Below are 23,957 nucleotides of genomic sequence, written 5' to 3' on the forward strand. Positions count from 1 at the left end.
AACTGTCACTTTTGTAACTATCAAGGATCGCCAATGGACCTGCCGTTTGACCTTGAAACGTTTTTGCCCTATCGCCTGAACCGTGCGGCAGAAAGGATCAGCCTGCGCTTTGCCGCCAGATACCGCGAATCCTTTCAGATGACCCGGCCAGAATGGCGCACCCTTGCCGCCCTTGGCAGTTGCGGCCAGATGACCGCGACCGAAATCGGCGCACATTCCGCCATGCACAAAACCAAGGTCAGCCGGGCGGTTCGCGCCCTTGAACAACGGCGCTGGCTGAAACGGATTGAGGATACCAAAGACCGAAGGGTGGAAAATCTGGAACTGACCCCGCTGGGTCGCCAACATTACCGCGAACTGGTCGCGATGGCGCAGGACTATGAACAGACCCTGCAAACCCTTCTGGGCAAGGACGCCCTGACGCAACTTGAAAACGGCCTGACCGCCATTGAAACATCAATGACGCCGTCATGACCGTAAATTTGGGGGATGTGCTGGAAAAGCTGGAGCGGGTGAAGGGAATCGAACCCTCGTATGCAGCTTGGGAAGCTGAACACCTATCACTTCGAATTTATTATTCTTAATAAATCAATGAGTTGCCATCTCACTGGATCAATATTTCGAACTCAATTGGATTTTTTTATGAGTCCGAATTGCGGCCAACAAATCAGGGTGTTTCTTCGAAACCAGCAGAATCATTGGCACGAGTATTTTCTTGATCCAGTGCTTCGACAAGTTTCGCCGCATTATCGATTTGAACTGCTTCTGTCAGGGCTATGAAAGCCGTGCCAATAGCAACAATTATCAACCCCATTAAAGGAATTAATAGCGAATATCCAAATCTATCAAAAAATTCTAAAATTTGAACTTTGTAGGTAATTATTGGATACATTGTACCCAATACAATGCCAGTATATGTCGTCATGTATCCCCAGTATATCCATCTTCGTTTAGTCTCGTTTCTAATGCGGGATATCAAATTGAAGCCAGTGACTTTCCCAATATTGTCCGTACATTTTTCTAAATAATTATGTCCAATTTTGTATTGGTTTATTCGAAGTATGGGATATGAGCAGTCCAACAAGAAGCGGATGATCGATGCTTCTGCCTGTCGTTTGTAAAGGGTTCGAAACTGGGTTTCTAACAGTAGATTATGAGTTGTGCTGATGTCGCGATCACCGACAAATTTCTCCACCATTTCACAGTGATCTTTTGATCTTGTTCTACTGATCCATAAGTAGTGATTTAGATAAGCACCGATTAGCACCACCATGATCGGAGAAAGATAAGGTAAGACCTTAACCAGAATGTTTTCACTCATTCGATACCCAATTTCCTGATTGTTCTTCGATAATTAATTAGCAATAGCGTTGACGTGATTGATCTTAGATTCACGCAAAGCATTGTAGTACGTGGATTTTGAAAGGCCCAACGAACGACATGCTTCTGTGATGCCGGGATCATCGTGAACCAATGCGACTTGACGAACAACGAAAGGTGTCAGTTTTGCTGGCCGACCAAAACGAACACCGCGTTGTTTTCAGGCAACTATCATTCCATTACGGGTTCGTTCGAATTGCAACATCAATGACGCAGACATAATCGTAAATTTTGGGGGATCTGGGAAAAGCTGGAGCGGGTGAAGGGAATCGAACCCTCGTATGCAGCTTGGGAAGCTGCCGTTCTACCATTGAACTACACCCGCTTTGCGGCGCGTTTTATAGCCCAGCCCGTTTCGCCGCGCAAGGAGGATCGCCATCCCGGCGGTCAAATTATTTAATTGCCGCCCTCACCGACCGGCACCATCCGCCAGACGGCACTGGCATGGTCATCGGAAATCAGGATGCTGCCATCGCCATAAGGCTTGATATCAACCGGCCGCCCCAGAACCTCGCCATTCTCGCGCAGAAATCCCGCCAGAAACGGTGTGCTGTCCACCGGCTTGCCATCCTCGAACCGCACCCGTTCCACCTTGTACCCATCGGGTTCCGTGCGATTCCATGATCCGTGCAACGCAATCAGCGCATCCCCCTGATAAAAGGTCAGGCCAAGGGCGGCGTTATGGGCCGGAAAGGTAAATTCGGGAAATGTCACCCCGGCGGGCAGGGATTCATCCCTGAATTGTGGCGACCGCGTATCACCCCCCGCATACCACGGATACCCGTAAAACTGCCCGGCCTCGGGCGCATGGTTCAATTCTTCGGGCGGAATATCATCGCCCAGATTGTCCCCGCCATTATCGGTAAACCACAATGCGCCGGTATCGGGATGAAAGGTCAGACCAACCGAATTGCGTATGCCGCTGGCAAAAATGCGCGGTGCGCCGCCCGTCACCGGAATGTCAATGATCGTGCCTTCAAGGCCACTGACCTTGCAAATATTGCACGGTGCGCCCACCGCCACAAACAACCGCCCGCCATCCGGCGACAACGCGGCATAGCGCCAGCCATGATGACGTTTGTCCGGCAAATTGGTAAACAAAATCCGCGCCGGACCCAGTTTGGTGCCATCAAAACCATCCAGATCATAAGACACGATACGGTGCTGATCGGCGACAAACAGGGTGCCGGGTTTATAGGCAATGCCATTGGCCAACTTGAAATCGCGGGAAATCAGATGAACGTCTTCCGCAACCCCATCCCCATCCGCATCGCGCACGAAATAAAGGTTTGACCCGCGATTGCCGATAAAAACACCCCCCAGTTCCGGGGCCACCGCAATCGAACGCGCATTATCCACCGCGGCAAACAGTGCAAGCCGATAGCCACTGGCCGGGGTCAGGGTATCCATCACCCGTTGCAACCGCTCGGGAATGGCATCCGTGGCCGATGCGGCAACAGGCACCGCCATCAGTGTTGTCGCCAGCATGGCGGCACAAACAAAACGCCCGGCCCGCCGGATCATCGGCGGCCGGGCGGTGTCGTCAAAATGTCGATCCGGGGTCAAGGCGGACATCGCTGTTCTCCTGTCTGTGAAACGAAACGGTCCCCCAGAAAGATACGCGGTCCTGCCGGGACCGGATTAACGCACCCGTTCCGAAATCGGCGCGTTAACCGAAAGCTCCATATCCCACGGGAAATAAATCCACGTATCCTGGGACACTTCGGTCACAAAGCTGTCCACAATCTCGCGGCCTTGCGGCTTGGCGTAAACCGTTGCGAAATGTGCCTTGGGCAATTTTTCGCGCACCGCACGGGCGGTTTTGCCGGTATCGACCAGATCGTCGATGATCAACATGCCTTCGCCATCGCCCGACACATCTTTCAGCCATTCAATATCGCCGCGTGTCTTGTCGGAATAGCTGCGCACGCACACCGTATCAATCAGCCGCACATCCAGTTCGCGGGCAATGATCGCCGCTGGCACCAGCCCGCCACGGGTAATCGCGATAATCCCCTTATACGGGCCTTTTTCCAACAAACGCCATGCCAGCGCACGGGCGTCGCGGTGCATCTGTTCCCACGAAACCGGGAATCCCTTGTTATAGGCGCCTTCGCTCACAGCCATGTTCTCCTGCGCAAAACCTGCCATCCGCACAATGCGACGGGCGGATAAAATCATAAAGCCGCTTTCCTACGCCCAGTTGCCGCGAAACTCAAGCCCCGGAGGCATCCCGCCCCGAGTTTGTCGCCGCAAAACGCGCCGCGACCAATGTCGTAAAATCGTTTTGCAGTCTGGCAAAGGGCGCATCCCAATCCCCCGGCTGTTCCTGCCGGTAAAGGCGCATCGACGGATACCACGGGCTGTCCGTGCGCCCCACCATCCAGCGCCAGTCGGTGGTATAAAGCTGCAACATCCAGACAGGCAGGCCCAATGCGCCTGCCAGATGTGCCGGGGCGCTGTCGATTGTGATGATCAGGTCCATCTCGCGCATCAGCGCGGCACTGTCGCCAAAATCGTGAATATGGTCGCCAAAATCGGTCACAAAGGCATCGGCCCCGATCCGCAGGATATCGGCGCGCCGGTCATCAACCTGAAAACTGTAAAACGCCGCCCGGCCATCGGTCATCAGCGGCAAAAACCGTTCCAGCGGACAGGACCGGTCGCGCGGGTTAAGTTTCCCCGCCCAGACGATCCCGACTTTCAGAACCGCCCCGGCCGGAACCGGAATGGTCGCATGGCGGTTTTCCGGCGGGGCAAGATAGGCATCCTGCGACACTTCGCGCAATTGCGTCTCGCCAATGTCCAAAACATACGGCAGGCTTAACAAAGGCAGATGCACATCAAAGGCGGGCGGCTTTGCGCCTTTTTCCAAAACACTTCCCACCCCGGCAACCGTGCGCATCACCGGCATCAGTTCCTTGCGACATTCCAAAATCACATGCCCGGCTTTTTTGGCCACCAGCGGCACAAACCGGGCAAACTGGATCATGTCGCCAAAGCCCTGTTCGGCCCGCAGCAAAATCGTCTTGCCCCGCAAACTGGCCTTGCCATCCCATTCCGGCACATCTTTCAGGGGCCGGATCGGATTATCGGCCAATCGGCGGCGCACTTCATAAGCAGGCCATCCCCGGCCATAATCGCCCTGCGTCAGATACGCCAGCGCACGGTCCCACAATCCGTCGATATAATCGGGGTCAATCGCAAGTGCCCGGTCAAACATGTCAATCGCCCGGTCCATCCGGTTCAAATCGCGCCAGACCAGACCGGCATTAAACGGATGGGTTTTGGTATCGGGGTCAAGTTCCAATGCCCGGTCATGGGCCACAATCGCCGCGTCATAGCGCATCATTTCGCGCAGGCAATTGCCCATATTGGTCCACAGCCCGGCATTGCCGGGCCGCAATGTCGCCGCCCGCTGATAGGCCGCAAGTGCGGCCTCAAACCGTTTGGTCCGGCGCAGGGCCACCCCGATATTGTTCAAAACATCCGGCTGGTCGGGTTTCTGGCGCAAAATCGCGCCATAAAGGCGGATCGCTTCGTCCAGTTTTCCGGCCTGATGGGCGGCAAGGGCACGCTCGAACATCCCGACACCCGAGGATGCCGGGTTGGTGGTCGCGGTCTTTTTTTCCTGCCGGATCGTTTTAACGGCCGTGTTGCCCGGCTGCTCGCCCGATGGTGACATTGTGTTGTTTTCCCCGATCCCTGTTGATGGCATATCGTCGGCTGAATGGCCCCAAAACTCAAGCATTTCGGGGCCTCGCACCGATTTTTACCGCCAGATAAACCGGCACCCGATTCCACACCGATTCGCCAGGCCCCGGTGATCCGCGCATTTCAGTGAAAGATTCCGCTAAATATTCCCCTTGCAACAGTTGAAAATGGCATGGAATCCCCCGCCTGAAAAATTTTTGCCAAATTCGTGCTAATCGTTTCAGATATTTTGGTACGTCGGGTAGCCTTCGATTGTTATCGATCCTCAAGAACAGGAAAGCTGACGCCGCACGGCCTTTGACGGGAAACAACACAACAAATCCCCCGTCAGAACCGTCACAAAAATCCGTTTTCAACGCATGGGGTGTGCGCCGGAAACGGTCCTGACAAAGGATCAAAATCGCGACATCAAAGGATCGCGACAACGATGTCAGGCAAAGAGGAAACAAAATCAGGCTGGGTATTTTAAGGACCGGGAGACCTACATGGCCGAAAAAATCAAGTCCGGCGGTTCCGTCGGACGAAAAGTTATTCTTGTGATCGTTGCCCTGCTGATTGTCGGTTTTGGCGCGATGATGACCATCCAGACCATCTCTCAACGCACCGCCATGATCAACATCATGTATAATGAGTCTGTCGAAAAAACCGAAATGCTGGCCACCGCCGTGCAGGCCGGGGTTGTCGCGATGGATGGCAATGCGATTGAAAAGGAATTCCGCAAGCTCAGCGACAAGGAAGGCTCGCAACTGGCAACCTTGCTGACAATCAACAAATCGGGCGACATGATGGCCGAATATCAGGCGGACCATTTGCCTGTTTTTGACCTGACGGCCTTGCTCGCTCCCGATCAGACCCGAATTGAAAACAGCGAAGTCATCAGCTTTATCGCCGATGATGCGGTGATTGTCGCCGCCCCGATCTCTATTTATTCCAAACGCCGCGATGCAGACATCCTGCGCGGCACCCTGCAAATCGCCTGGAGCCTTGAAAAGGTCAATACAGCGGTGCAACAGGCGATGCTGGCACAGCTTGCCCTTGCCGCCGCCATTCTGGTGGTGTTGCTGGGGGCGACATGGTTTGCCCTGGGCCGTCAGATTGTCAATCCGCTCAAACGCATCAATGCGGTGATGATTGATCTGGCCAACGGCAATCAGGATGTCGAAATTCCCGGTCTGGGCCGCAATGATGAAATCGGCCAGATGGCCGAATCGGTTCAGGTATTCAAGGAAAATGCCGCCCGCGTCTCGCAACTGGACCACGAACGCGAACAGGAACGCCAACGCGCCGAAATCCGGCGACGTGACACCATGAATGATCTGGCCGGGCGTTTTGAACATACCGTGATGGGTGTGGTGGACGGCGTATCGGGGGCATCGGGCGAAATGCAACAGGTCGCCCAGACAATGGTCGCCGCCGTGCATCAAAACGAAGCCGGATCGCAGGCCGTGGTCGCCGCCGTTGAACAGGCCAATCACAGCGTCGATACGGTCGCCAGCGCCGCCGAGGAATTGTCCGTCTCGATCCAGGATATCAGTTCGCGGGTCAATGACACTTCCAACATCACCAAAAATGCCGCGACCGAGGCCAACCGCGTCAATGGTATGGTGCAGGGGCTGGATGTTTCCGCACAGAAAGTCGGCGAAGTCGTGCAAATCATTCAGGCAATTGCCGAACAAACCAATCTTCTCGCCCTCAATGCCACGATTGAGGCCGCCCGTGCGGGCGATGCCGGCAAGGGTTTTGCCGTGGTCGCCAACGAGGTGAAAAACCTCGCCAATCAGACTGCCCGGGCGACCGAGGATATCTCGGCCCAGATTTCCGGTATTCAGGGATCAACCCAACAGGCCGTCGGCGCGATTGACGGCATCACCACCATCATCAATGATCTGAATGAAATTGCGGTTGAAGTCGCATCTGCCGTCAAGGAACAGGGCGACGCCACCCGCGAAATTTCCAATTCGGTGCAGATGGCGGTGCAAAGCACGCAGGAAGTCACCAGCCATATCCGCGAAATGCAGGAAGCCGCCCGCCAGACCGGCGATGCGGCCCGTCAGGTATTGGATGCCGCCGAAAAACTCGGTACGCAATCAGGCACCCTGCGCAACGAAGTCGGCAATTTCCTGGCCGATGTCCGCAAAAGCTGACGATTTCCCCGGTCGTCACAATACCATCGGCCCAATATCAAAAGCGCCATCCCGTCGGGTGGCGCTTTTTTTATATCCGCGGGGGCCGGTTCGGGGCGTCTTCCTCAAGCCGCATCATAAGCAAACCACCCAGATCAGCATAACCATGCTGACGATACAGTGGCTGCATGTCCCGGGTCGCAAGCAACCATCGTCTGACCCGTTGCATATCGGGATGATCATGCAGGGCATTGATCATCCGGCTGGCAATGCCGCGCCGCCGGTATTGTGCATCGACAAAAACATCGGCGACATAGGCAATGGCGATGTAATCGGTCACCACACGAGCAAAACCGACCTGACGCCCGTCGCAAAACGCACTGACCGGGATCGACATCGCCACCGATTTTTCAAATTCCCGGCGCGACCGGCCCATCGACCAGTAGGAATTGGAAATGCAGTCATAACAGTAATCCAGATCCACCCGGTCTCGGTCGCAACTGATGTCAATGCCGGTCATGTCGCATCATCCCGAAAAGCTTTATTTAAGGAACAACGCCACGCCAAGGGCGGCAATCGCCACCCATAACAGCATGGCGTTTTTGGACACACCACCACGCCGGTTGGCGGATCGTCCGCGCATCGCGGCAACCGTTTCGGGATGCAATTTCAATCCCTGATCGGTCATCACCCCCGATACCCGTTCGGCGGCTTCCAGAACATGGGGCAACCGCCGCAACATGGTCCCGGCCTGACGGGTGACATCGGCAATGCGGGCTTCGGGGCCCAGATTATCGCGCATCCAGTCTTCGATCAAAGGCCGCGACAATTCCCACATATTCTCATTGGGGCTCAGAATCCGCGACAGGCCTTCGGCGACAATCATGGTTTTTTGCAGCAGCAATAATTGCGGCTGGGTTTCCATGCCAAAGGTTTCCGTCACCTGAAACAACTGCCCCAACAGCCGCCCGACCGAAATATCGGCCAATGGCTTGCCCAGTATCGGTTCACCAATCGACCGGCAGGCCTGCTGGAAATTCTCAACCGACTGGTCGCGCGGCACATATCCGGCCTCGAAATGCACTTCGGCCACCCGGCGATAATCGCGGGTCAGAAATCCCAGCAACATTTCCGCCAGATACAACCGAGTCTGGCGGTCCACCCGGCCCATAATGCCAAAATCAACCACACTGACCAGGCCGTTTTCATCGACAAACAGATTGCCCGGATGCATGTCGGCATGGAAAAAACCGTCGCGGAACACCTGCTGAAAAAACGCCGCCGCCGCCCGGGCCAGCAATTCGGTCCGGTTAATCCCCATCGCATCAAGGGCTTCGACATTGTCAATGCGCACCCCATGTACCCGCTCCATCGTCAGAACATGACGGGCGGTGCGTTCCCAATCGATTTGCGGCACATAATAGGTCGGATCACCGGCAAAATTATCGCGAAATTCCGATGCCGCCGACGCCTCGAACCGGAAATCCATTTCAAGGCGCACGCTGTCTTCCAGCGTCTTGATGGTTTCAACCGGTTTCAGGCGGCGCAAACGCGGCTGCGTCAGTTCAACCAGTTCTGCCGCCCAGTAAAACAGATCAAGATCGCGGGCAAATCGCTTTTCGATATCGGGGCGCAACACCTTGATCGCCACGTCGCGGCCATCGGGGGTTGTCGCAAAATGCACCTGCGCGATAGATGCCGCCGCCACCGGCGTTTCATCAAATTCCGCATATAGCAGTTCAAACGGCCCGCCCAGTTGTTCGGTAATGATTTTTTTGGCAATCGCGCCGGAAAACGGCGGCAACCGGTCCTGAAGCGACGATAAATCCGCCGCCACATCATCCCCAATCAGATCGGCCCGTGTCGCCAAAGTCTGGCCCAGCTTGATAAAAGCCGGTCCAAGTTCCTCAAGCGCACGCGCCAACCGCCGTCCGGGTGCCAATGACGGATTGCGCGAAAACGGCGCCGTGATGCGCGCCACCCCGGCCAGAATGCGCCCGCCCGGCACAAGGGCCAGCGGAAACAGCGCATCGTGGCGTGCCAGCGTGCGCGCCATCGTGATCAGCCGGAAACTGTTGCGGACAAAACGGATCATGACGTTTGCCCTCAGACCCGCCAGCCGGAATGGATCGCCGCGATCCCGCCCGACAGATTGCGATAACGCACCTGCGAAAATCCGGCCGCCCGGATCATCGCGGCAAAGCTTTCCTGATCGGGAAACTTGCGAATGCTTTCGGCAAGATACTGATAGGCCTCGCGATTACCCGCAATCATCTGGCCAATTTCGGGTAATAATTTAAAGGAATACAGATCGTAAACCTTGTCGAACCCCGGCAGGATCACCTTGGAAAATTCAAGGCACAAAAACCGCCCGCCGGGTTTCAGAACCCGGTGCGCCTCGGCCAGGGCATCTTCGATCCGCGTCACATTGCGAATGCCAAAGGCGATGGTATAGGCATCGACCGAATTGTCGGGCAGCGGCAATTTCTGCGCATCGCCCACCATCCAGTCGATATTGTTCAAAATGCCATGATCTGCCGCACGGTCCCGCCCGACATGCAACATTTCATAATTGATGTCACAGACCGTCACATTGCCACCACCCTTTTTCAGGAAACGAAAGGCAATGTCACCCGTGCCGCCCGCGACATCGAGCAAATGCATATCCGCACGCGGGCGCAATTCCGTAATGAACGCATCTTTCCACAACCGATGCACCCCGGCGCTCATCAGATCGTTCATCAGGTCATATTTGGACGCGACAGTATCGAAAACTTCGCGCACCATGGATGCTTTCTGGCTTTCCGGCACATCGCGGAAGCCAAAATGGGTTTTCTTTTCGCCGGTTTCGCCCGCGGCGGGGCCTTGCTGCTTGCTCATGGTCGGGAAAATAGCGCAGCAACCGTCTGATCGCCAGTGCAAAGCCACCGCAAGATGCAAATATCCTGTTGAATGGTTCCGGTTTCTGCTAGGACCAATTGAAACACCTCATAACCCCCGCCCAAACAACAGGATTCCGCCCATGAGCTGCATGGTCAAAATTTGCGGTATTAACAGCGAAGACGCCCTTCTGGCCGCCATGAGTGCCGGGGCCGATGCGCTGGGTTATGTGTTTTTCCCGCCCAGCCCCCGTCACATTTCCCTGAACGGGGCATCAACCCTGACCGAACGGGTGCCCGACAGCATCCTGAAAGTCGGCCTGTTTGTCGATGCCGGGGACGAAGCCCTGAAAACCGCCATTCATGCCGCCCGGCTCGATGTGCTTCAGTTGCATGGCTCCGAAGACCCGGCGCGTGTGCGTGAAATCCGCGATACATTCGGCCTGCGCACCATGAAGGCGATTGCGATCAGCACCGCCGATGATCTCAACCGCGCCCGCGATATCTATGACGGCGTCGCCGATTTCCTGTTATTCGATGCCAAACCCCCAAAAGACAGCGCCCTTCCCGGCGGCAATGCCGTCAGTTTTGACTGGACCCTGCTGACCGGGCGGACATGGAAAAGCGACTGGATGCTGGCCGGTGGCCTGACCCCCGACAATGTCGCCGAGGCGGTGCACATTTCACAGGCCCCCTGGGTCGATGTGTCATCCGGGGTGGAACGGACCAAAGGCGTCAAGGATGCCCGCAAAATCAATGCCTTTGTCCGTGCGGCAAAGGGGTATTAGGGTGCGGCCCCTAAGCCGTCGGTTTCTTAACGGTTTGTTGGTCGCCATGGCACATGATGGATATGCAGGCCCCCTGACGGGCCGTTCCACAGATCAAAGCGAAACCCCATGGCCGATACATTGCGCAAGCGCTGCTACTTGTTGTTATCGCCCGATTATCGCAGTTCTCTGGCGGCGCGGCTGACCAATATCGGCCTGTCGCTTTTGATCATCATCAGCGTCATCGCCGTGATCTTTGAAACCGTAGAACCGATTGCTGATTCTTTTGGCACCTTGCTGCTGACGATTGAAATCATCTCGATGACGGTTTTCATCATCGAATATGCCGGACGCGTCTGGACCGCCCCCGAAAACCCGGCCTTTGACACACGATTTGGACGGTTACGCTATATCATCACGCCGATGGCGCTGGTGGATATCCTGGCGATTCTGCCTGCCATTCTGATGATTTTCACCAGCATCGATCTGCGCTTTATCCGGATCATACGCCTGTTACGGCTTTTGAAATTCAGCCGCTATTCCAGCGGGCTGGAACTGATGGCCTCCGTCGTTCGCCAACAGATCGGAACATTTGCCGCCGCACTGGCCGCACTGGCCTGTCTTCTGGTGTTCAGCGCCGGGATCATTTTCCTGCTGGAACACGAAGCACAGCCCGAAGTCTTTGATAACCTGCCAAAATCGCTTTACTGGACCATCATCACCCTGGCAACGGTGGGCTATGGCGATGTGGTTCCGATCACCACCGGCGGCAAGGCTTTTGCCTCCGTCATCGCCCTGACCGGCATTGGCATTGTCGCGGTTCCGGCCGGTATTCTGGCCTCCGCTTTCAGCAGTGAATTACGCCGCCGCGAAGAAAGTTTTCGCCAATCCGCCGCACAACATCTGTCCGGCCACCGCCTGACCGAGGCCGTGCGCCGCAAACTGGAATTCCATCAATATGAATTGGGGTTAAGCGACCAACAGGCCGCAAACATTCTGAACCATGTGCGCGACATTCATCACAAACATCTTGATGACCGGATATATTGCCCGCATTGCCACAAGCCATTGTATATCGACCTGTCAGAAACGCCGGATTCGTAATACTGCGATCAAAATCGCTTGACCTGCGCCCATAGCCTGCACAATAGTATCCCCATGAAAACACACGGCATGAACCCGACCCGCATTGCAAATCGTTGGTGGTGGTCCGCAAACGCGGGCGGCCAAACTCATGCCCTGATCACCCGATGATCACCCCTGGCCGCCTGTTCTTGCAGGCGGTTTTGTGTTTTCAGACATCATGTCATTATATCCCTGAAAACAGTCCCGCCTGCGGCAGCGCCCGCAACCGGAGACAAAAAAGTGACCCTTCCGACCCCGTCCGCATCAACATCCGAACCCGCCGTCAGTCAATACCGGTATGTCACCGATGGCGGCATCGGCATTCTGCGCCTGCAAACCCCGCTGGCCTATGAAAATGCCACCGAAACCCTGATTGACCAGCTCGACCGTAACAAGGGTGTGTTGCTGTCTTCTTCTTATGAATTTCCCGGTCGTTATGCCCGCTGGGATATGGGGTTTGCGCAGCCGCCCCTGGAAATCACCGGGCGGGATCGCGGTTTTGCGGTGCGGGCGCTCAATGATCGCGGGCGCATCCTGTTGCCGCCCATCGCCCGGATTCTGGAAAATCACCCCCATGTCGAAGGCATAACGGCGGGCGAGGACGGATTATACGGCACCGTCGCCCGCCCGGCCGGATGGTTCCCCGAAGAAGAACGCAGCCAGCAACCCAGCCTGTTTTCCGTCATCCGCGCCCTGCGCGATCTGTTCGCGCATAAGGGCGATGACAGGCTGGGCCTGTATGGTGCCTTTGGCTATGACCTTGCCCTGCAATTTGAACAGATTGCCCTCAAACAGGATCGGGAGCCGGATCACAAGGATATCCATCTTTTCCTGCCCGATTGTCTGGTCACGGTCGATCACGCCACCCGCATCGCCACCCGCATTGATTATGATTTCAGCATTGACGGTAACAGCACCGACGGCATCGCCCGCAACGGGGCCGATCATCCCCCGTCACGCGGCAATAATCAGCATATTGAAAACGACATGAAAGACGGCGATTACGCCGCCATTGTCCGCGATGTCAAACCGCGTTTTGCCCGTGGCGAATTGTTTGAAGTCGTGCCCAGCCGGGTGTTTCGCACCGCCTGCGATGTCAAACCATCCGAAATCTTTCGCCGCCTCAAACGCCGCAACCCGGCCCCCTATGGTTTTCTGATCAATCTGGGGGATGGCGAACATCTGATTGGCGCATCGCCGGAAATGTATGTGCGCGTCACCGGGCAACGTGTCGAAACCTGCCCGATTTCCGGCACGATTGCGCGCGGGCGCGATGCGATGGAGGATGCGGAAAATATCCGCACCCTGTTGAATTCCGCCAAGGAAGAATCCGAACTGACGATGTGTACCGATGTGGATCGCAATGACAAGGCGCGGGTTTGCAAACCCGGCAGCATCCGCATTCTGGGCCGGCGGCAAATTGAAATGTATTCACGCCTGATCCACACCGTCGATCATGTCGAAGGCCGTCTGCGCGATGGTTTTGATGCGCTGGATGCCTTTCTGACCCATTGCTGGGCGGTGACGGTCACCGGTGCGCCCAAACGCGCCGCCATGACCCATATCGAAACCGTCGAACGCAGTCCCCGTGCCTGGTATGGCGGGGCGATCGGGGCGGTTCTGTGCAATGGCGATCTCAATACCGGCCTGACATTGCGCACGGTGCGCCTGAAACAGGGCGTTGCCGAAATCCGCGCCGGGGCGACCTTGCTCTATGATTCAGATGCCGACGCCGAAGAAGCCGAAACCGTACTGAAAGCCTCGGCGATGATCGATTCCGTCACCCGGCCCGATTCCGGCCTGCCGGTGATCGACCCAACCCATGTCGGGGCGGGCAAACGGGTTTTGCTGATCGATCACGAAGACAGTTTTGTGCAAAACCTTGCCAGCTATATCCGCGCCACCGGGGCCGAAACCCTGACCCTGCGCCCCGGCTTCCCGGACGAGGCCTTCGATCGGTTCAAACCCGATCTGGTGGTGCTCTCGCCCGGTCCGGGGCGGCCCGATGATTACCATTTGAAAGACAATATCGAACGCGCACTGGCCCATGGCCTGCCGGTATTTGGCGTCTGTCTGGGCTTGCAGGGGATCGTCGAATTTTTCGGCGGCACTCTGGGGCAACTGGATCAGCCGATGCACGGCAAACCCTCGGCGGTGAAACTCGATACCACCGACCCGTTATTTGACGGCCTGCCCGACACCATCCGGGTCGGGCGCTATCATTCGCTGTTTGCCAATGCCGACAGCCTGCCCGACGATCTGCGCGTTACCGCCCAAAGCAGCGATGGCGTCATCATGGCAATCCGGCACGCCGTTCTGCCGATTTGTGCCGTGCAATTCCACCCCGAAAGCCTGCTGACCTTGCAGGGCGATGTTGGAATGCAGATGATCGCCAATCTGTTGCGCAACCCGCACGGCCAGATGCCCGACGCAAACGACGAAACAAAACCCGATGACGATGACACCGCCGACATCAAGGCGGCCTGATCAAACACAGCAACGGCCGCACCCTCCCTTGCGGCCGTTGCTTTCTTCATTTTGGGGCCGCCCCAAATATCATCCGACAAGTGCCTTTGTATCCGCACCCGCAAGAACACGGTTGGGACTATTCGCGTCCGTTGCCGCCTGCCAGACAGCATCCACAACATCTTCAACCCTGGTCACCAAACCATCCGAAGATTGCTCAAGCTTGGTAAAAACCTTGGCAACATGGTCCTGATACGCCTCGGGGAAACCGCCTGCTTCCTGTATCAGGGATTTTGCCGTCGTTCCGAACGGCGTTTCTGGCGCACGGCCCGGAACCACCAGACGCACGCGAATACCAAACGGCGCCAGTTCAAGCGCCAGTGTCTCGGTAAAATGATTTATTGCGGCCTTGCTCGCACCATAGACCGACAACAGGTCCATCGGCACCAAAGCCGTTGTCGAAGACACATTGACAACCACGCCCGACCCTTGCGCCCGAAATTGCGGCAGAACGGCGCGGGTCATTGCCATTGTGCCAAAGGTGTTGGTCTCAAAAACCTTGCGGATAACATCGTCCGATGTCCCCTCCAATGCGTTGAGCCACCCGATCCCTGCATTATTGACCAGCACATCAATCTGCCCGGCCTTTGCAACTGCGCGTCCGATACTGTCCCCGTCGGTGACATCAAGGGGTAAAACAAGAAGGTTTTCCGAAACGGGGAAAATGTCCTTGCGCGGGGATCGCATCGTCGCAATCACCCGCCAGCCGCGCGCTAAAAAAGCGCACGCAATCGCATAGCCAAACCCCGAAGAACATCCGGTAATCATCACACTCTTCATAATATCAGTGCCTCACTTTTATGATTGGAATGGGCACACTCTAGACGGCATTGATTGTACGGACTATAATGGAAAATCCATAAAAATTTAGCCAGAGTACAGATTGTCCGATCCCCTCGCCGATATGATCTCACTCCTTCAACCGAGTGCCCGCCATTCAAAACGGGTCGATGCATCCGGCGCATGGCGCGTGCAGCGAACCGAAGTCGGTCAAGCCTATTACTGTATGGTTCTTGCCGGGCAGTGTTGCCTTGAGATGGATGGTCATGACCCAATTCATCTGGGTGACAGGGATTTTGTGCTGATTCCGGCGGCTTGCGATTTTGCAATGTCGAGCATCAATCCACCCGCGCCCAAAGGTCTGGAAACCCGGCCGGTTCTTCAGCCGGACTCACCTGTTCGCCTTGGGCAGGCTGATGGCAAACCAGACGTCCGCCTCCTGATCGGTTACTGCCATTTTGGCGCACCGGATGCCGAATTACTGGTTTCCCTGTTGCCGGATTTTTTTGTCGTTCGCAAAGAACGTCGCCTTGAAAACCTTGCCAGACTGGTGCGCGAAGAAGCCTTGGCAGATCGCCCGGCCCGAAATGTTGTGCTGGATCACCTGCTACAGGTTTTGCTGATTGAAACCCTGCGCTCCGCCGGTGAAACCGGTGACAGCAAAGGAGTGGTAAAAGGGCTTTCCGACCCGAAACTCGCCCGCGCCCTGCGCCATATCCACGAAACACCCCAGACCCCGTGGACGGTTGCGGATCTTGCACGGGCGGCAGGAATGTCGCGTTCGGCCTTCTTTACGACATTCAATCGCAAACTGGGTCTGGCACCGATGGAATACATCCTGAACTGGCGGATGACGCTGGCCAAATCCATGCTCCGCCACCGCCAACACACCATGGCCGAAATTGCCGAAAAGGTGGGCTATGGATCGACCAGTGCGTTTAGCGTCGCCTTTTCACGCAAGGTCGGACAACCGCCCGCCCGCTTTGCCCGTCAACAGGCCGAACCTGCAAATCACCTGATCAACGCCCCCGCATAACCGCACGCAAACATCTAGGCGTCGTCGTCAAGCGCGCCATCAATCACCGAATAATCGGGCGGCGGAGCCTGACGGAATTTTTCCGGATCGCCTTTGCGTTTTGCACGTGTCCGCGAAATCCATCCGCCATAAAAAGGTTCCGGCTTGGCTTCAATCGGCCCCCCGGCCCGCACCGGGCGCGGTGCAAACCGGCCAAGGGTGATCTGGCGGTCATACATCACGATATTGGCGGCAATCGCCACATTGATGCAAAAGCGCATCGGGATTTTGATGATGAAATCGCACTGGCTCTGGACTTCGGGCGACAGATGGCCGCGTTCCGGGCCCAGAATATAGGCCGCCCGCGACGGATGTTTGAAACTGGGCAATTCAATCGCATCGGGGGTCAGTTCAACCCCGACCAGCGAACAGCCCGTCGGCAACATCAGATGATCCAGATCGGGAAAATGATAATAGGGCATCTGTCCGGATGCCTTGGAAGTATCGGTGGCATGGGCGGTATCGTGGCAAAAATCCGCATCGACCGTAAAGGCGAACCCCGCGCCAAAGGCATGGGCCGACCGAAACAGGGTGCCCACATTCAAAGGCTTGCTCGCCCCTTCGATTCCAATCCCGAAATAACCGCGCATGATACCCTCCGTGCTGCACGCCTGCGGTGCGCTGACACACACTCCCCAAAAAAGAACTGACAGGGGCTATAGCCCGAAGCGCCAGCAGGATCAAGTCAGGCGGGCAAACCGGCCATGGAACAATCAGCCAACCCCGACGTTTTAATAATGTAGCAAACTGCACCGAAACAAAAATGGAGAAACCCAATGAACTGGGACCAGATTGAAGGAAAATGGAAACAACTGCGCGGCAAAGCCAAAGAAGAATGGGGCAAGCTGACCGATGATGATCTTGATCGCGTTGAAGGTAAACGCGAAAAGCTGATCGGTGTCGTTCAGGAAACCTATGGCATCAACCGCGAAGAAGCCGACAAACAGATCAGCCGGTGGTTCGACCGCCTCTGATCTGCACAGGTCGCATACAGGGCCCCAACCCTGATCTGCACCTCACCGGAACCCGTCAGGCCCCCTCACCTTGCGGGTTTCGGTGTATCAGGGGCTTGCCTGATGCCGGTGATCCCGGCCATATTGGGTTTCCTGAAACAAACGAGCATCCCGGTCCCGATGGCTGTCAAATCCCCCTGTATTGGTGTCTGCATCCTTGATCCAAAGGCGCATTATTGTTCCGGCTGTTATCGCACCGGGGATGAAATCGCCGCATGGATCACCGCCAGCGACGGCCAGAAAAAACGCATCATGACCCTAGTCAGACAGCGCCGCGAACAGGCCGCCGCGCGTCCCAAGGCCGATGCCCAATGACCGATACCCCCGATATTCCCGGCAATGATGCGCACAGCCTGCGCAATCTGATGCGCCATTGCCGTTATGCCGCCCTTGCCACCCTGTCGGACGCCGCCGCACAGGCCGGGCCCGGCTGGCCATCGACCTCGATGGTGGTTCCCGCCTGCGATTGCGATGGCACGCCGGTTTTGCTGATGTCCGGTCTCGCCGATCACAGCCGCCATTTGCACAACGATCCCCGGCTGTCGCTCTTATATGTCGCAGCAGGCACCGGCACTGCCGCCCCCGATACGGCCTCCGCCCGGCTTACGGTTTATGGCACCGCCCATCGCGATGCCTCCCCCGATCTGCGCGCCCGCTATCTTGCCGCCCATCCGGCCGCCGCCCTGTATGCCGGGTTTGGCGATTTCGCCTTTTATCGTGTCGCGATATCGGAAATTTACTGGGTCGGCGGATTTGGCAAACAGCGCCGCCTGCCCGGCGCAAAATTTCTGGCCGCCGGGGTCGATGCCCTGCGCGATGCCCGCCCCCATATCATCGACCATATGAATGCCGACCATCGCGATGCCCTTGCCGATATCGCCCGTTATTTTGGCAAACTGGATGCCGACCGCGGCTGGATCATGGCCGATATCGATTGCGACGGCATGTTGATCACCGATCAGGAAACCGTCCAGAGAATCGACTTTGCCAAAACCATCGACAGCCCCGCCGCCGCCCGTCAGATTTTGGTCGAAATGTGCCAGAAAGCGCGCATATCTATGGCCTGAACCGGCCCGTTTCGACATTATCTGCGTTTCTGAAATCCGGATTTTCACAAACGCAAACCGTCTACGGATTCCTCGGTATAAAGGCAAAGCAGCAGTTGCTTTTGCCAGATCATTGTAACAATATGTCGCAACTTTGGCGAAACCCCCACGTTTTGCTAATGTACGTGCCTGTTCACAAATCCCAAAACCTTCCCACCAGGAGAGATCCGTGCTGCAATCAGGACCCGTTGTCAGCCGTGTAGGCCTTGAGACTCATGGCCTCAAAAATCTTGGCGCCGTTCACTGGAATCTGGACGCTGCTGCCCTTTACGAACATGCGATCCGCCGTCAGGAAGGCAAGATTGCCAAGGGCGGCGCCTTTGTCGCCCTGACCGGTGAACATACCGGTCGTTCCCCCCAGGACCGTTTTATTGTCGAAGAAGACAGTTCCAAAGCCGATATCGACTGGGGTGATGTCAATCGCCCGGTCAGCCCCGATGTGTTCGAGCGCCTGTATCAGAAAGTGCGCGCTTATTTTCAGGGCACCGAATTGTTCGTACAGGATTGTTATGCCGGTTCCGACCTGCAATTCCGCCTGCCGGTCCGGGTGATCACAGAAAATGCGTGGCACAATCTGTTTGCCCGCAACATGTTCATCCAGCCCGAAAAAGACGAATTGCGCAATTTCGACCCGGAATTCACCGTGCTGCATGCCCCCGGCCTGCAAGCCGATCCGGAAATCGACGGCACCCGTTCCGAAGTCTTCGTGATCGTCAGTTTTGAACGCAAAATGGTGATCATCGGTGGCACATGGTATGCCGGTGAAATCAAGAAATCGATTTTCTCGGTTCTCAACCATATCCTGCCGGCCAAGGGCGTGATGCCGATGCATTGTTCGGCCAATATCGGCCCGGATGGCGATACGGCGGTGTTTTTTGGCCTGTCGGGCACCGGTAAAACCACCCTGTCGGCCGATGCGTCGCGCACCCTGATCGGTGATGACGAACATGGCTGGGGCGAAGACGGCGTCTTTAACTTTGAAGGCGGCTGTTATGCCAAGGTGATCAAACTCTCGGCCGAGGCAGAACCGGAAATTTATGCCACGACCCAGCGTTTTGGCACCGTGCTTGAAAACGTCGTGATGAACAAACAATCGCGCGAGCTTGATCTCGACGATGGCCGTCATACCGAAAATACCCGCTCCAGCTATCCGATTGAATTCATTCCCAATGCCTCGGAAACCGGGCGCGGCGGTCATCCGAAAAACATCGTCATGCTGACCTGTGATGCCTTTGGCGTTTTGCCGCCGCTCTCGAAACTGACCCCGGCCCAGGCGATGTATCACTTCCTGTCGGGGTATACCGCCAAGGTTGCCGGGACCGAAAAAGGGGTCAAGGAACCGACCGCCGCATTCTCCGCCTGCTTTGGCGCACCTTTCATGCCGCGTCATCCGTCCGTCTATGCCAAATTGCTGGGCGAAATGATGGAAAAGCATGACGTCAATTGCTGGTTGGTCAATACCGGCTGGTCGGGTGGCGCTTATGGCGTCGGGTCGCGGATGAAAATCGGCTATACCCGCGCTTTGCTGAATGCCGCGCTGAATGGCGATCTGGAACAGGTCGAATTTGCCACCGACCCGTTCTTTGGTCTGGCATATCCGACTGCCTGCGGCGATGTCCCGGCCGAAGTTCTCAATCCGCGGGAAAGCTGGTCGGACAAGGGGGCCTATGATGCCGCCGCCGCCAATCTGACCGCCCGGTTCGAGAAAAACTTCGCCAAATTCGAGGATTCTGTCGATGCCGCCACCCGCGATGCCGCCATTCGCAGCACCGCCGAAATCAAGGCCGCAGAATAACAAACCAGACCGGTCATTCACCTGACCGCAAAAGACCGGCGCAAAACAACGCCGGTCTTTTTTCTTTTGTTAAGAATAATTGGCCCAGAATGAAGCCACAAGTTCCAGTCCCGATCATCGGGCTGGCACAAAACGCCACTGTTACGGAATCCCATATGTTGTGCCGGTCGGGTCATCTTGTCGCTGTTCTCATCTTCGCCCTTCTGGCTGGCCCGATCACCGCACAGGCGCAAAGCCAACCCGCCGCCCCGGACCAGCCCCGGCAATCGGTCATTCTGGCCTGCAACCCGTTTCCGCCGTCAAAAATCGCCAATACACCGTCCCATCCCGGTTATGACATCGAAATCCTGCGCGCCGCCTTCGCGGTCAGCAATATTGGCGTCGAAACACCGTTTTACCCCTGGAAACGCGCCCTGATGCTGGCCGAAACCGGGCAGGTTGACGGATTATGTTCCTGTTCCTGGAGCCCGGACCGCACCCGCGACATGCTGTTTTCCGATGAACTGGGGAAAATCCGCATCGGGCTGTTTGCCACATCGGACCGGCTGATTGGCCACATCAACCGGCTGGAAGATGCCAGACATATCAATATCGGCGTAATTGCAGGCTATAACCTTGAACAGGCCGCCCGCGATGCCGGGCTGGATGTCCAGACCGCCAATGGCGAGGATGCCTTGCTGAAAATGCTCTATGGCAACCGCATCGACGCGATTTATTCCTTTCGCGCCCCCATCGTTTTTGCCCGACAGGCCCTGGGAGAACAGTGGGGGGAACAGTGGGGCGAACCGGGGCCGCTTTCCTACCAAGAACTGGTTCAGGCACCGTATTACAGCTGCATTTCCAAACATGTTGCCGGGGCGGAATGGCTGTTGCAACGCCTCAATATCGGTCTTGAAACCGTGCGCGACAACGGCATTTATGACAGCATTCTGGAAAAATACGGGGTGGCCGACATTGAACCCCTGAAAAAGCGCAGCAACTGGCTTTATTGACGCTGCCGCTTCTTTTTGCGGCCCAAGGTCCGCCAATAGGCGGTAATATCGCCCTCGGGTTTGCCAAACAGATAGCCTTGCGCATAATCAAACCCGGCCTTGGTCACCAGATCGCGCATCTCGTCGGTTTCGATCATTTCCGCCACCACCTCGATATCAAGCTGATGGCACAGATCGACCAGTGATTTCAGAAAGGCCCGGCCCTTGGCTGTTTTCAGGGACTGGCGGATCGATGCCCCGTCGATCTTGACATAATCAATGTCAAAAACGCTCAGATACCGGAAATTCGCCGCCCCGGTGCCAAAATCATCCAGACAGATTTCCACGCCAAAATCGCGGAACCGGCCCAGCCACTTCGCCGCCATGTCCAGATCGGTGATTTCGACCGTTTCGGTGATTTCCAGCATCAATTGCGGCAAGGCATCGCGGTTCTTTTCAAACAGGGCAATGACTGACCGGCAAAAATCCGGGTTTTCAAGACTATGCCCCGATACATTGACCGCCACCCGCGCATCGATGCCTTCGTCAAGCTGGGTGCGGATCCATTTCAGGGTCCGGCGCATCATCGCCAGATCAAGACGATGGATCATATGCACCTGTTCGGCAAAGGTGATCAGGCGGTCGGTCGGAATCAGACCCCCCTCATCATCATGAAACCGTACCAGAACTTCAAAATGATGAATCTCGGCCGAGGGTAACCGCACAATCGGCTGATAAACCGCCTCGAATTCCAGCCGGTCCACCCGTGCGCCAAAATCGCGCATCGCGCCAAATGTATCATTGATCAGATTGGGCATCTGCCCCGACAGGCGCGAAAAGGTAAAACCGTGTTTCTGCGTGTCGCAGAACCGCCGGATCGAATACAGAACCCCGCGTGCCAGATCGCCCGGCGGCATCACCCCGGCGGTAAAATCGGTTTCCGATGTTTTGATCGCAATGCCCTTGCCCGCCGGATCGGCATCGCGGGCGCATTCGGCAATGCGTTTTTCCAGATCGCCAATCGCCACATCGGGCCGGTGCAACAGGCCGAACTGATGGGTGTTTAACCGCCCGGCCGTGTCACCCGCCACCGAATGGGCGCGCAAAAACGCCCCGATGCTCGATAACATTTCATCGCGCGCCACGGCTTCCATCCGGTCACACAGCGGCACAAAGGCATCAAGGGTAAACATCGAAAATTTATGACGAATGCCGGTTTCGCGTTGCGCCATCAACCGTTCTGTCACCACCCGCGACAGGCTTTCCTCATCCAGAAGGCCGGTTGCGCGATCGCGTTCAATCGATTGCGCCAATTCATGGGGCAGGGAATTGACCGACACCCGCAAGGCAACGAAAAAATGCCCGCCCAGATCGGGCAGGAAATACCCCGACATCGATACCGGCGCACTCAGGCTTTCATCGGGGCGCACAAACCGCACCAGAATATTGTCCATCCGCCCGCGCCGTTGCGCCACATGCAGCATTTCCTGCACCAGCGGCCGAAATTGCGGTGCCAGAAAATCGCGGAACAGGTGGTTTTCCAGATCGGCAATGTCACGGCCCAGCAAGCCGTCAGACGCGCCGGACGCAAAAACAATGCGCAAATCCTCGTCCAGCTCCAACAGCAAATCACCCCAGACAAAGGCCAGGGCGGCAAACCGGTTTCGTTCGCTGCGCAAGGTCACTGTGCGTTGTCTCAGATTCTTTTCCAATTGCCGCATACCTGTCGCGTCCGCAATCCTGCCCACGCGGTTCCCCCTTGCGAACCATCCTGTGCCGCCCGGCCCTGCACAGGCAACAACCGGACATATCCAGTCTATATGATGTGCCTTAGGATAATTAAAATAACCTTTACGGGAAATTTTCCACCCGGCGGGTTTGCCGCCCGAAATCCGGCAATACCATTGCGATCCGGGGCGGATTTGGGGCAGTATCGGTTTTTGCATCAGAATCAGAACGGATCAGGATTGATGACTTCCGCCGCCGCCCTTCCCGAAATTGATCATAACAGCATCCTGATCTTTGATCTCGATAACACGCTTTATCCGGCAAGCTGCGATCTGTTTTCGCAGGTTTCCGCCCTGATCGGGTGCTATGTCCGCGATCATCTCGGCCTGCCTGCCGACAAGGCGCATCTGGTGCAAAAGGATTATTTTTACCGTTACGGCACCACGCTGCGCGGCCTGATGCTCGAACATCAGGTGGACCCGGCCGATTATCTGGGCAAGGTCCATGATATCGATCTGTCAGTGGTCGATCCCGCCCCGATGATGGATGCCGCCCTTGCCGCCCTGCCCTGCCGCAAGGTGATTTTCACCAATGCCTCGCGCGGCCATGCGGAACGGGTAACGGACCGTCTGGGCATTGCCCGGCATTTTGACGGCATTTTCGATATCGTCGATGCCGGTTTCATCCCCAAACCGCAACCCGAACCCTATAATTTGTTGCTGTCGCGCCATGATATCGACCCGACCCGTGCGGTGTTTTTTGAAGACATGGCCAAAAACCTGTTGCCCGCCCGCGATCTTGGCATGACCACGGTGCTGATCCATACCGATATCGACTGGGCGCAGGACGGCCGCGACGACCCGCGCATCACCCACCACACCACCGACATCACCGGCTTTTTGCGCGCCCTTGCGGGCGACACTGTGGCGGCATAACCGCCGCCCCTCCCCCTCTTAAGGACAGTTGCGCCCGCCG

General features: G+C 56.5%; 22 protein-coding genes and 1 tRNA gene. 12 read left to right on the forward strand and 11 right to left on the reverse strand.

The window, feature by feature from the left end:
* Positions 1–33 precede the first annotated feature (33 nt).
* The gene (locus tag Q8O73_RS19190; RefSeq protein ID WP_305559818.1) at positions 34–474 is read left to right on the forward strand and encodes a MarR family winged helix-turn-helix transcriptional regulator; all 441 of its coding nucleotides are present in this window, start codon (positions 34–36) and stop codon (positions 472–474) included.
* A 193-nt stretch (positions 475–667) separates the two neighbouring features.
* Here the strand turns inward: Q8O73_RS19190 and Q8O73_RS19195 are convergent, their stop codons facing one another.
* The 5 genes from Q8O73_RS19195 to Q8O73_RS19215 all read right to left on the reverse strand — a co-directional run bounded on the left by Q8O73_RS19195 (position 668) and on the right by Q8O73_RS19215 (position 5,065).
* The gene (locus Q8O73_RS19195) at positions 668–1,321 is read right to left on the reverse strand and encodes a hypothetical protein (RefSeq protein WP_305559819.1); all 654 of its coding nucleotides are present in this window, start codon (positions 1,319–1,321) and stop codon (positions 668–670) included.
* Positions 1,322–1,631: 310 nt separating this feature from the next.
* Positions 1,632–1,705, reverse strand: a tRNA-Gly gene (locus Q8O73_RS19200).
* 71 nt (positions 1,706–1,776) lie between these two features.
* Positions 1,777–2,955: a sorbosone dehydrogenase family protein gene (locus Q8O73_RS19205; RefSeq protein WP_305559820.1), complete on the reverse strand. Its 1,179-nt coding sequence runs from the start codon at positions 2,953–2,955 to the stop codon at positions 1,777–1,779.
* Positions 2,956–3,021: 66 nt separating this feature from the next.
* A complete protein-coding gene (gene gpt / locus Q8O73_RS19210; protein ID WP_305560000.1) occupies positions 3,022–3,501 on the reverse strand; it encodes a xanthine phosphoribosyltransferase in 480 nt (159 codons plus the stop codon).
* Between the two features lie 94 nt (positions 3,502–3,595).
* Positions 3,596–5,065 carry a tetratricopeptide repeat-containing glycosyltransferase family protein gene (locus Q8O73_RS19215; RefSeq protein WP_305559821.1) on the reverse strand — a complete coding sequence of 490 codons (1,470 nt, stop codon included), beginning with the start codon at positions 5,063–5,065 and terminating at the stop codon, positions 3,596–3,598.
* Between the two features lie 514 nt (positions 5,066–5,579).
* Between Q8O73_RS19215 and Q8O73_RS19220 the strand changes: the two genes are divergently transcribed.
* The gene (locus Q8O73_RS19220) at positions 5,580–7,238 is read left to right on the forward strand and encodes a methyl-accepting chemotaxis protein (protein WP_305559822.1); all 1,659 of its coding nucleotides are present in this window, start codon (positions 5,580–5,582) and stop codon (positions 7,236–7,238) included.
* Between the two features lie 70 nt (positions 7,239–7,308).
* On the opposite strand, the gene Q8O73_RS19225 is transcribed toward Q8O73_RS19220, so the two are convergent.
* From Q8O73_RS19225 to ubiE, 3 genes are read right to left on the reverse strand one after another with little or no spacing between them, the layout of a single operon-like run.
* Entirely contained in the window at positions 7,309–7,737 is a 429-nt protein-coding gene (locus Q8O73_RS19225) for a GNAT family N-acetyltransferase (RefSeq protein WP_305559823.1), read from the reverse strand.
* Positions 7,738–7,758: 21 nt separating this feature from the next.
* A complete protein-coding gene (gene ubiB, locus Q8O73_RS19230) occupies positions 7,759–9,312 on the reverse strand; it encodes a 2-polyprenylphenol 6-hydroxylase (RefSeq protein ID WP_305559824.1) in 1,554 nt (517 codons plus the stop codon).
* A gap of 11 nt (positions 9,313–9,323) precedes the next feature.
* Positions 9,324–10,097: a bifunctional demethylmenaquinone methyltransferase/2-methoxy-6-polyprenyl-1,4-benzoquinol methylase UbiE gene (ubiE, locus tag Q8O73_RS19235; RefSeq protein ID WP_305559825.1), complete on the reverse strand. Its 774-nt coding sequence runs from the start codon at positions 10,095–10,097 to the stop codon at positions 9,324–9,326.
* Between the two features lie 142 nt (positions 10,098–10,239).
* Here ubiE and Q8O73_RS19240 point away from each other — a divergent pair, with 142 nt between their 5' ends.
* From Q8O73_RS19240 to Q8O73_RS19250, 3 genes are all read left to right on the forward strand, one after another.
* Entirely contained in the window at positions 10,240–10,884 is a 645-nt protein-coding gene (locus tag Q8O73_RS19240) for a phosphoribosylanthranilate isomerase (protein ID WP_305559826.1), read from the forward strand.
* 108 nt (positions 10,885–10,992) lie between these two features.
* Complete coding sequence (locus tag Q8O73_RS19245; protein WP_305559827.1) at positions 10,993–11,967, forward strand: potassium channel family protein; 975 nt, start codon at positions 10,993–10,995, stop codon at positions 11,965–11,967.
* 261 nt (positions 11,968–12,228) lie between these two features.
* Positions 12,229–14,475 (forward strand): anthranilate synthase component I, encoded by a 2,247-nt coding sequence (locus Q8O73_RS19250; RefSeq protein WP_305559828.1) that lies wholly within the window; start codon positions 12,229–12,231, stop codon positions 14,473–14,475.
* A 69-nt stretch (positions 14,476–14,544) separates the two neighbouring features.
* Here the strand turns inward: Q8O73_RS19250 and Q8O73_RS19255 are convergent, their stop codons facing one another.
* Positions 14,545–15,294 carry an SDR family oxidoreductase gene (locus tag Q8O73_RS19255; RefSeq protein ID WP_305559829.1) on the reverse strand — a complete coding sequence of 250 codons (750 nt, stop codon included), beginning with the start codon at positions 15,292–15,294 and terminating at the stop codon, positions 14,545–14,547.
* Between the two features lie 103 nt (positions 15,295–15,397).
* Between Q8O73_RS19255 and Q8O73_RS19260 the strand changes: the two genes are divergently transcribed.
* On the forward strand, positions 15,398–16,330 hold the full coding sequence (locus Q8O73_RS19260) for an AraC family transcriptional regulator (RefSeq protein WP_305559830.1): 933 nt from the start codon (positions 15,398–15,400) through the stop codon (positions 16,328–16,330).
* Positions 16,331–16,344: 14 nt separating this feature from the next.
* Here the strand turns inward: Q8O73_RS19260 and Q8O73_RS19265 are convergent, their stop codons facing one another.
* Entirely contained in the window at positions 16,345–16,959 is a 615-nt protein-coding gene (locus tag Q8O73_RS19265; protein ID WP_305559831.1) for an RNA methyltransferase, read from the reverse strand.
* A 186-nt stretch (positions 16,960–17,145) separates the two neighbouring features.
* Between Q8O73_RS19265 and Q8O73_RS19270 the strand changes: the two genes are divergently transcribed.
* The 5 genes from Q8O73_RS19270 to Q8O73_RS19290 all read left to right on the forward strand — a co-directional run bounded on the left by Q8O73_RS19270 (position 17,146) and on the right by Q8O73_RS19290 (position 21,275).
* Positions 17,146–17,343 carry a CsbD family protein gene (locus Q8O73_RS19270; protein ID WP_305559832.1) on the forward strand — a complete coding sequence of 66 codons (198 nt, stop codon included), beginning with the start codon at positions 17,146–17,148 and terminating at the stop codon, positions 17,341–17,343.
* 159 nt (positions 17,344–17,502) lie between these two features.
* Positions 17,503–17,697 (forward strand): DUF1289 domain-containing protein, encoded by a 195-nt coding sequence (locus Q8O73_RS19275; RefSeq protein WP_305559833.1) that lies wholly within the window; start codon positions 17,503–17,505, stop codon positions 17,695–17,697.
* Positions 17,694–18,449, forward strand: coding sequence for a HugZ family protein (locus Q8O73_RS19280; protein ID WP_305559834.1), 756 nt, complete (start codon positions 17,694–17,696; stop codon positions 18,447–18,449). The genes Q8O73_RS19275 and Q8O73_RS19280 overlap by 4 nt, the downstream gene beginning before the upstream one ends.
* 208 nt (positions 18,450–18,657) lie before the next feature.
* The gene (locus tag Q8O73_RS19285; RefSeq protein WP_305559835.1) at positions 18,658–20,283 is read left to right on the forward strand and encodes a phosphoenolpyruvate carboxykinase; all 1,626 of its coding nucleotides are present in this window, start codon (positions 18,658–18,660) and stop codon (positions 20,281–20,283) included.
* An 89-nt stretch (positions 20,284–20,372) separates the two neighbouring features.
* On the forward strand, positions 20,373–21,275 hold the full coding sequence (locus Q8O73_RS19290; RefSeq protein ID WP_305559836.1) for an ABC transporter substrate-binding protein: 903 nt from the start codon (positions 20,373–20,375) through the stop codon (positions 21,273–21,275).
* On the opposite strand, the gene Q8O73_RS19295 is transcribed toward Q8O73_RS19290, so the two are convergent.
* Positions 21,269–22,975 (reverse strand): EAL domain-containing protein, encoded by a 1,707-nt coding sequence (locus Q8O73_RS19295; protein WP_305559837.1) that lies wholly within the window; start codon positions 22,973–22,975, stop codon positions 21,269–21,271. The genes Q8O73_RS19290 and Q8O73_RS19295 overlap by 7 nt on opposite strands.
* 249 nt (positions 22,976–23,224) lie before the next feature.
* On the opposite strand from Q8O73_RS19295, the gene Q8O73_RS19300 reads away from it, so the two are divergent.
* A complete protein-coding gene (locus Q8O73_RS19300) occupies positions 23,225–23,917 on the forward strand; it encodes a pyrimidine 5'-nucleotidase (protein WP_305559838.1) in 693 nt (230 codons plus the stop codon).
* Positions 23,918–23,957: the final 40 nt, after the last annotated feature.

It is taken from the genome of Thalassospira sp., from assembly GCF_030690045.1.
In the GTDB taxonomy this organism is placed as follows: domain Bacteria; phylum Pseudomonadota; class Alphaproteobacteria; order Rhodospirillales; family Thalassospiraceae; genus Thalassospira.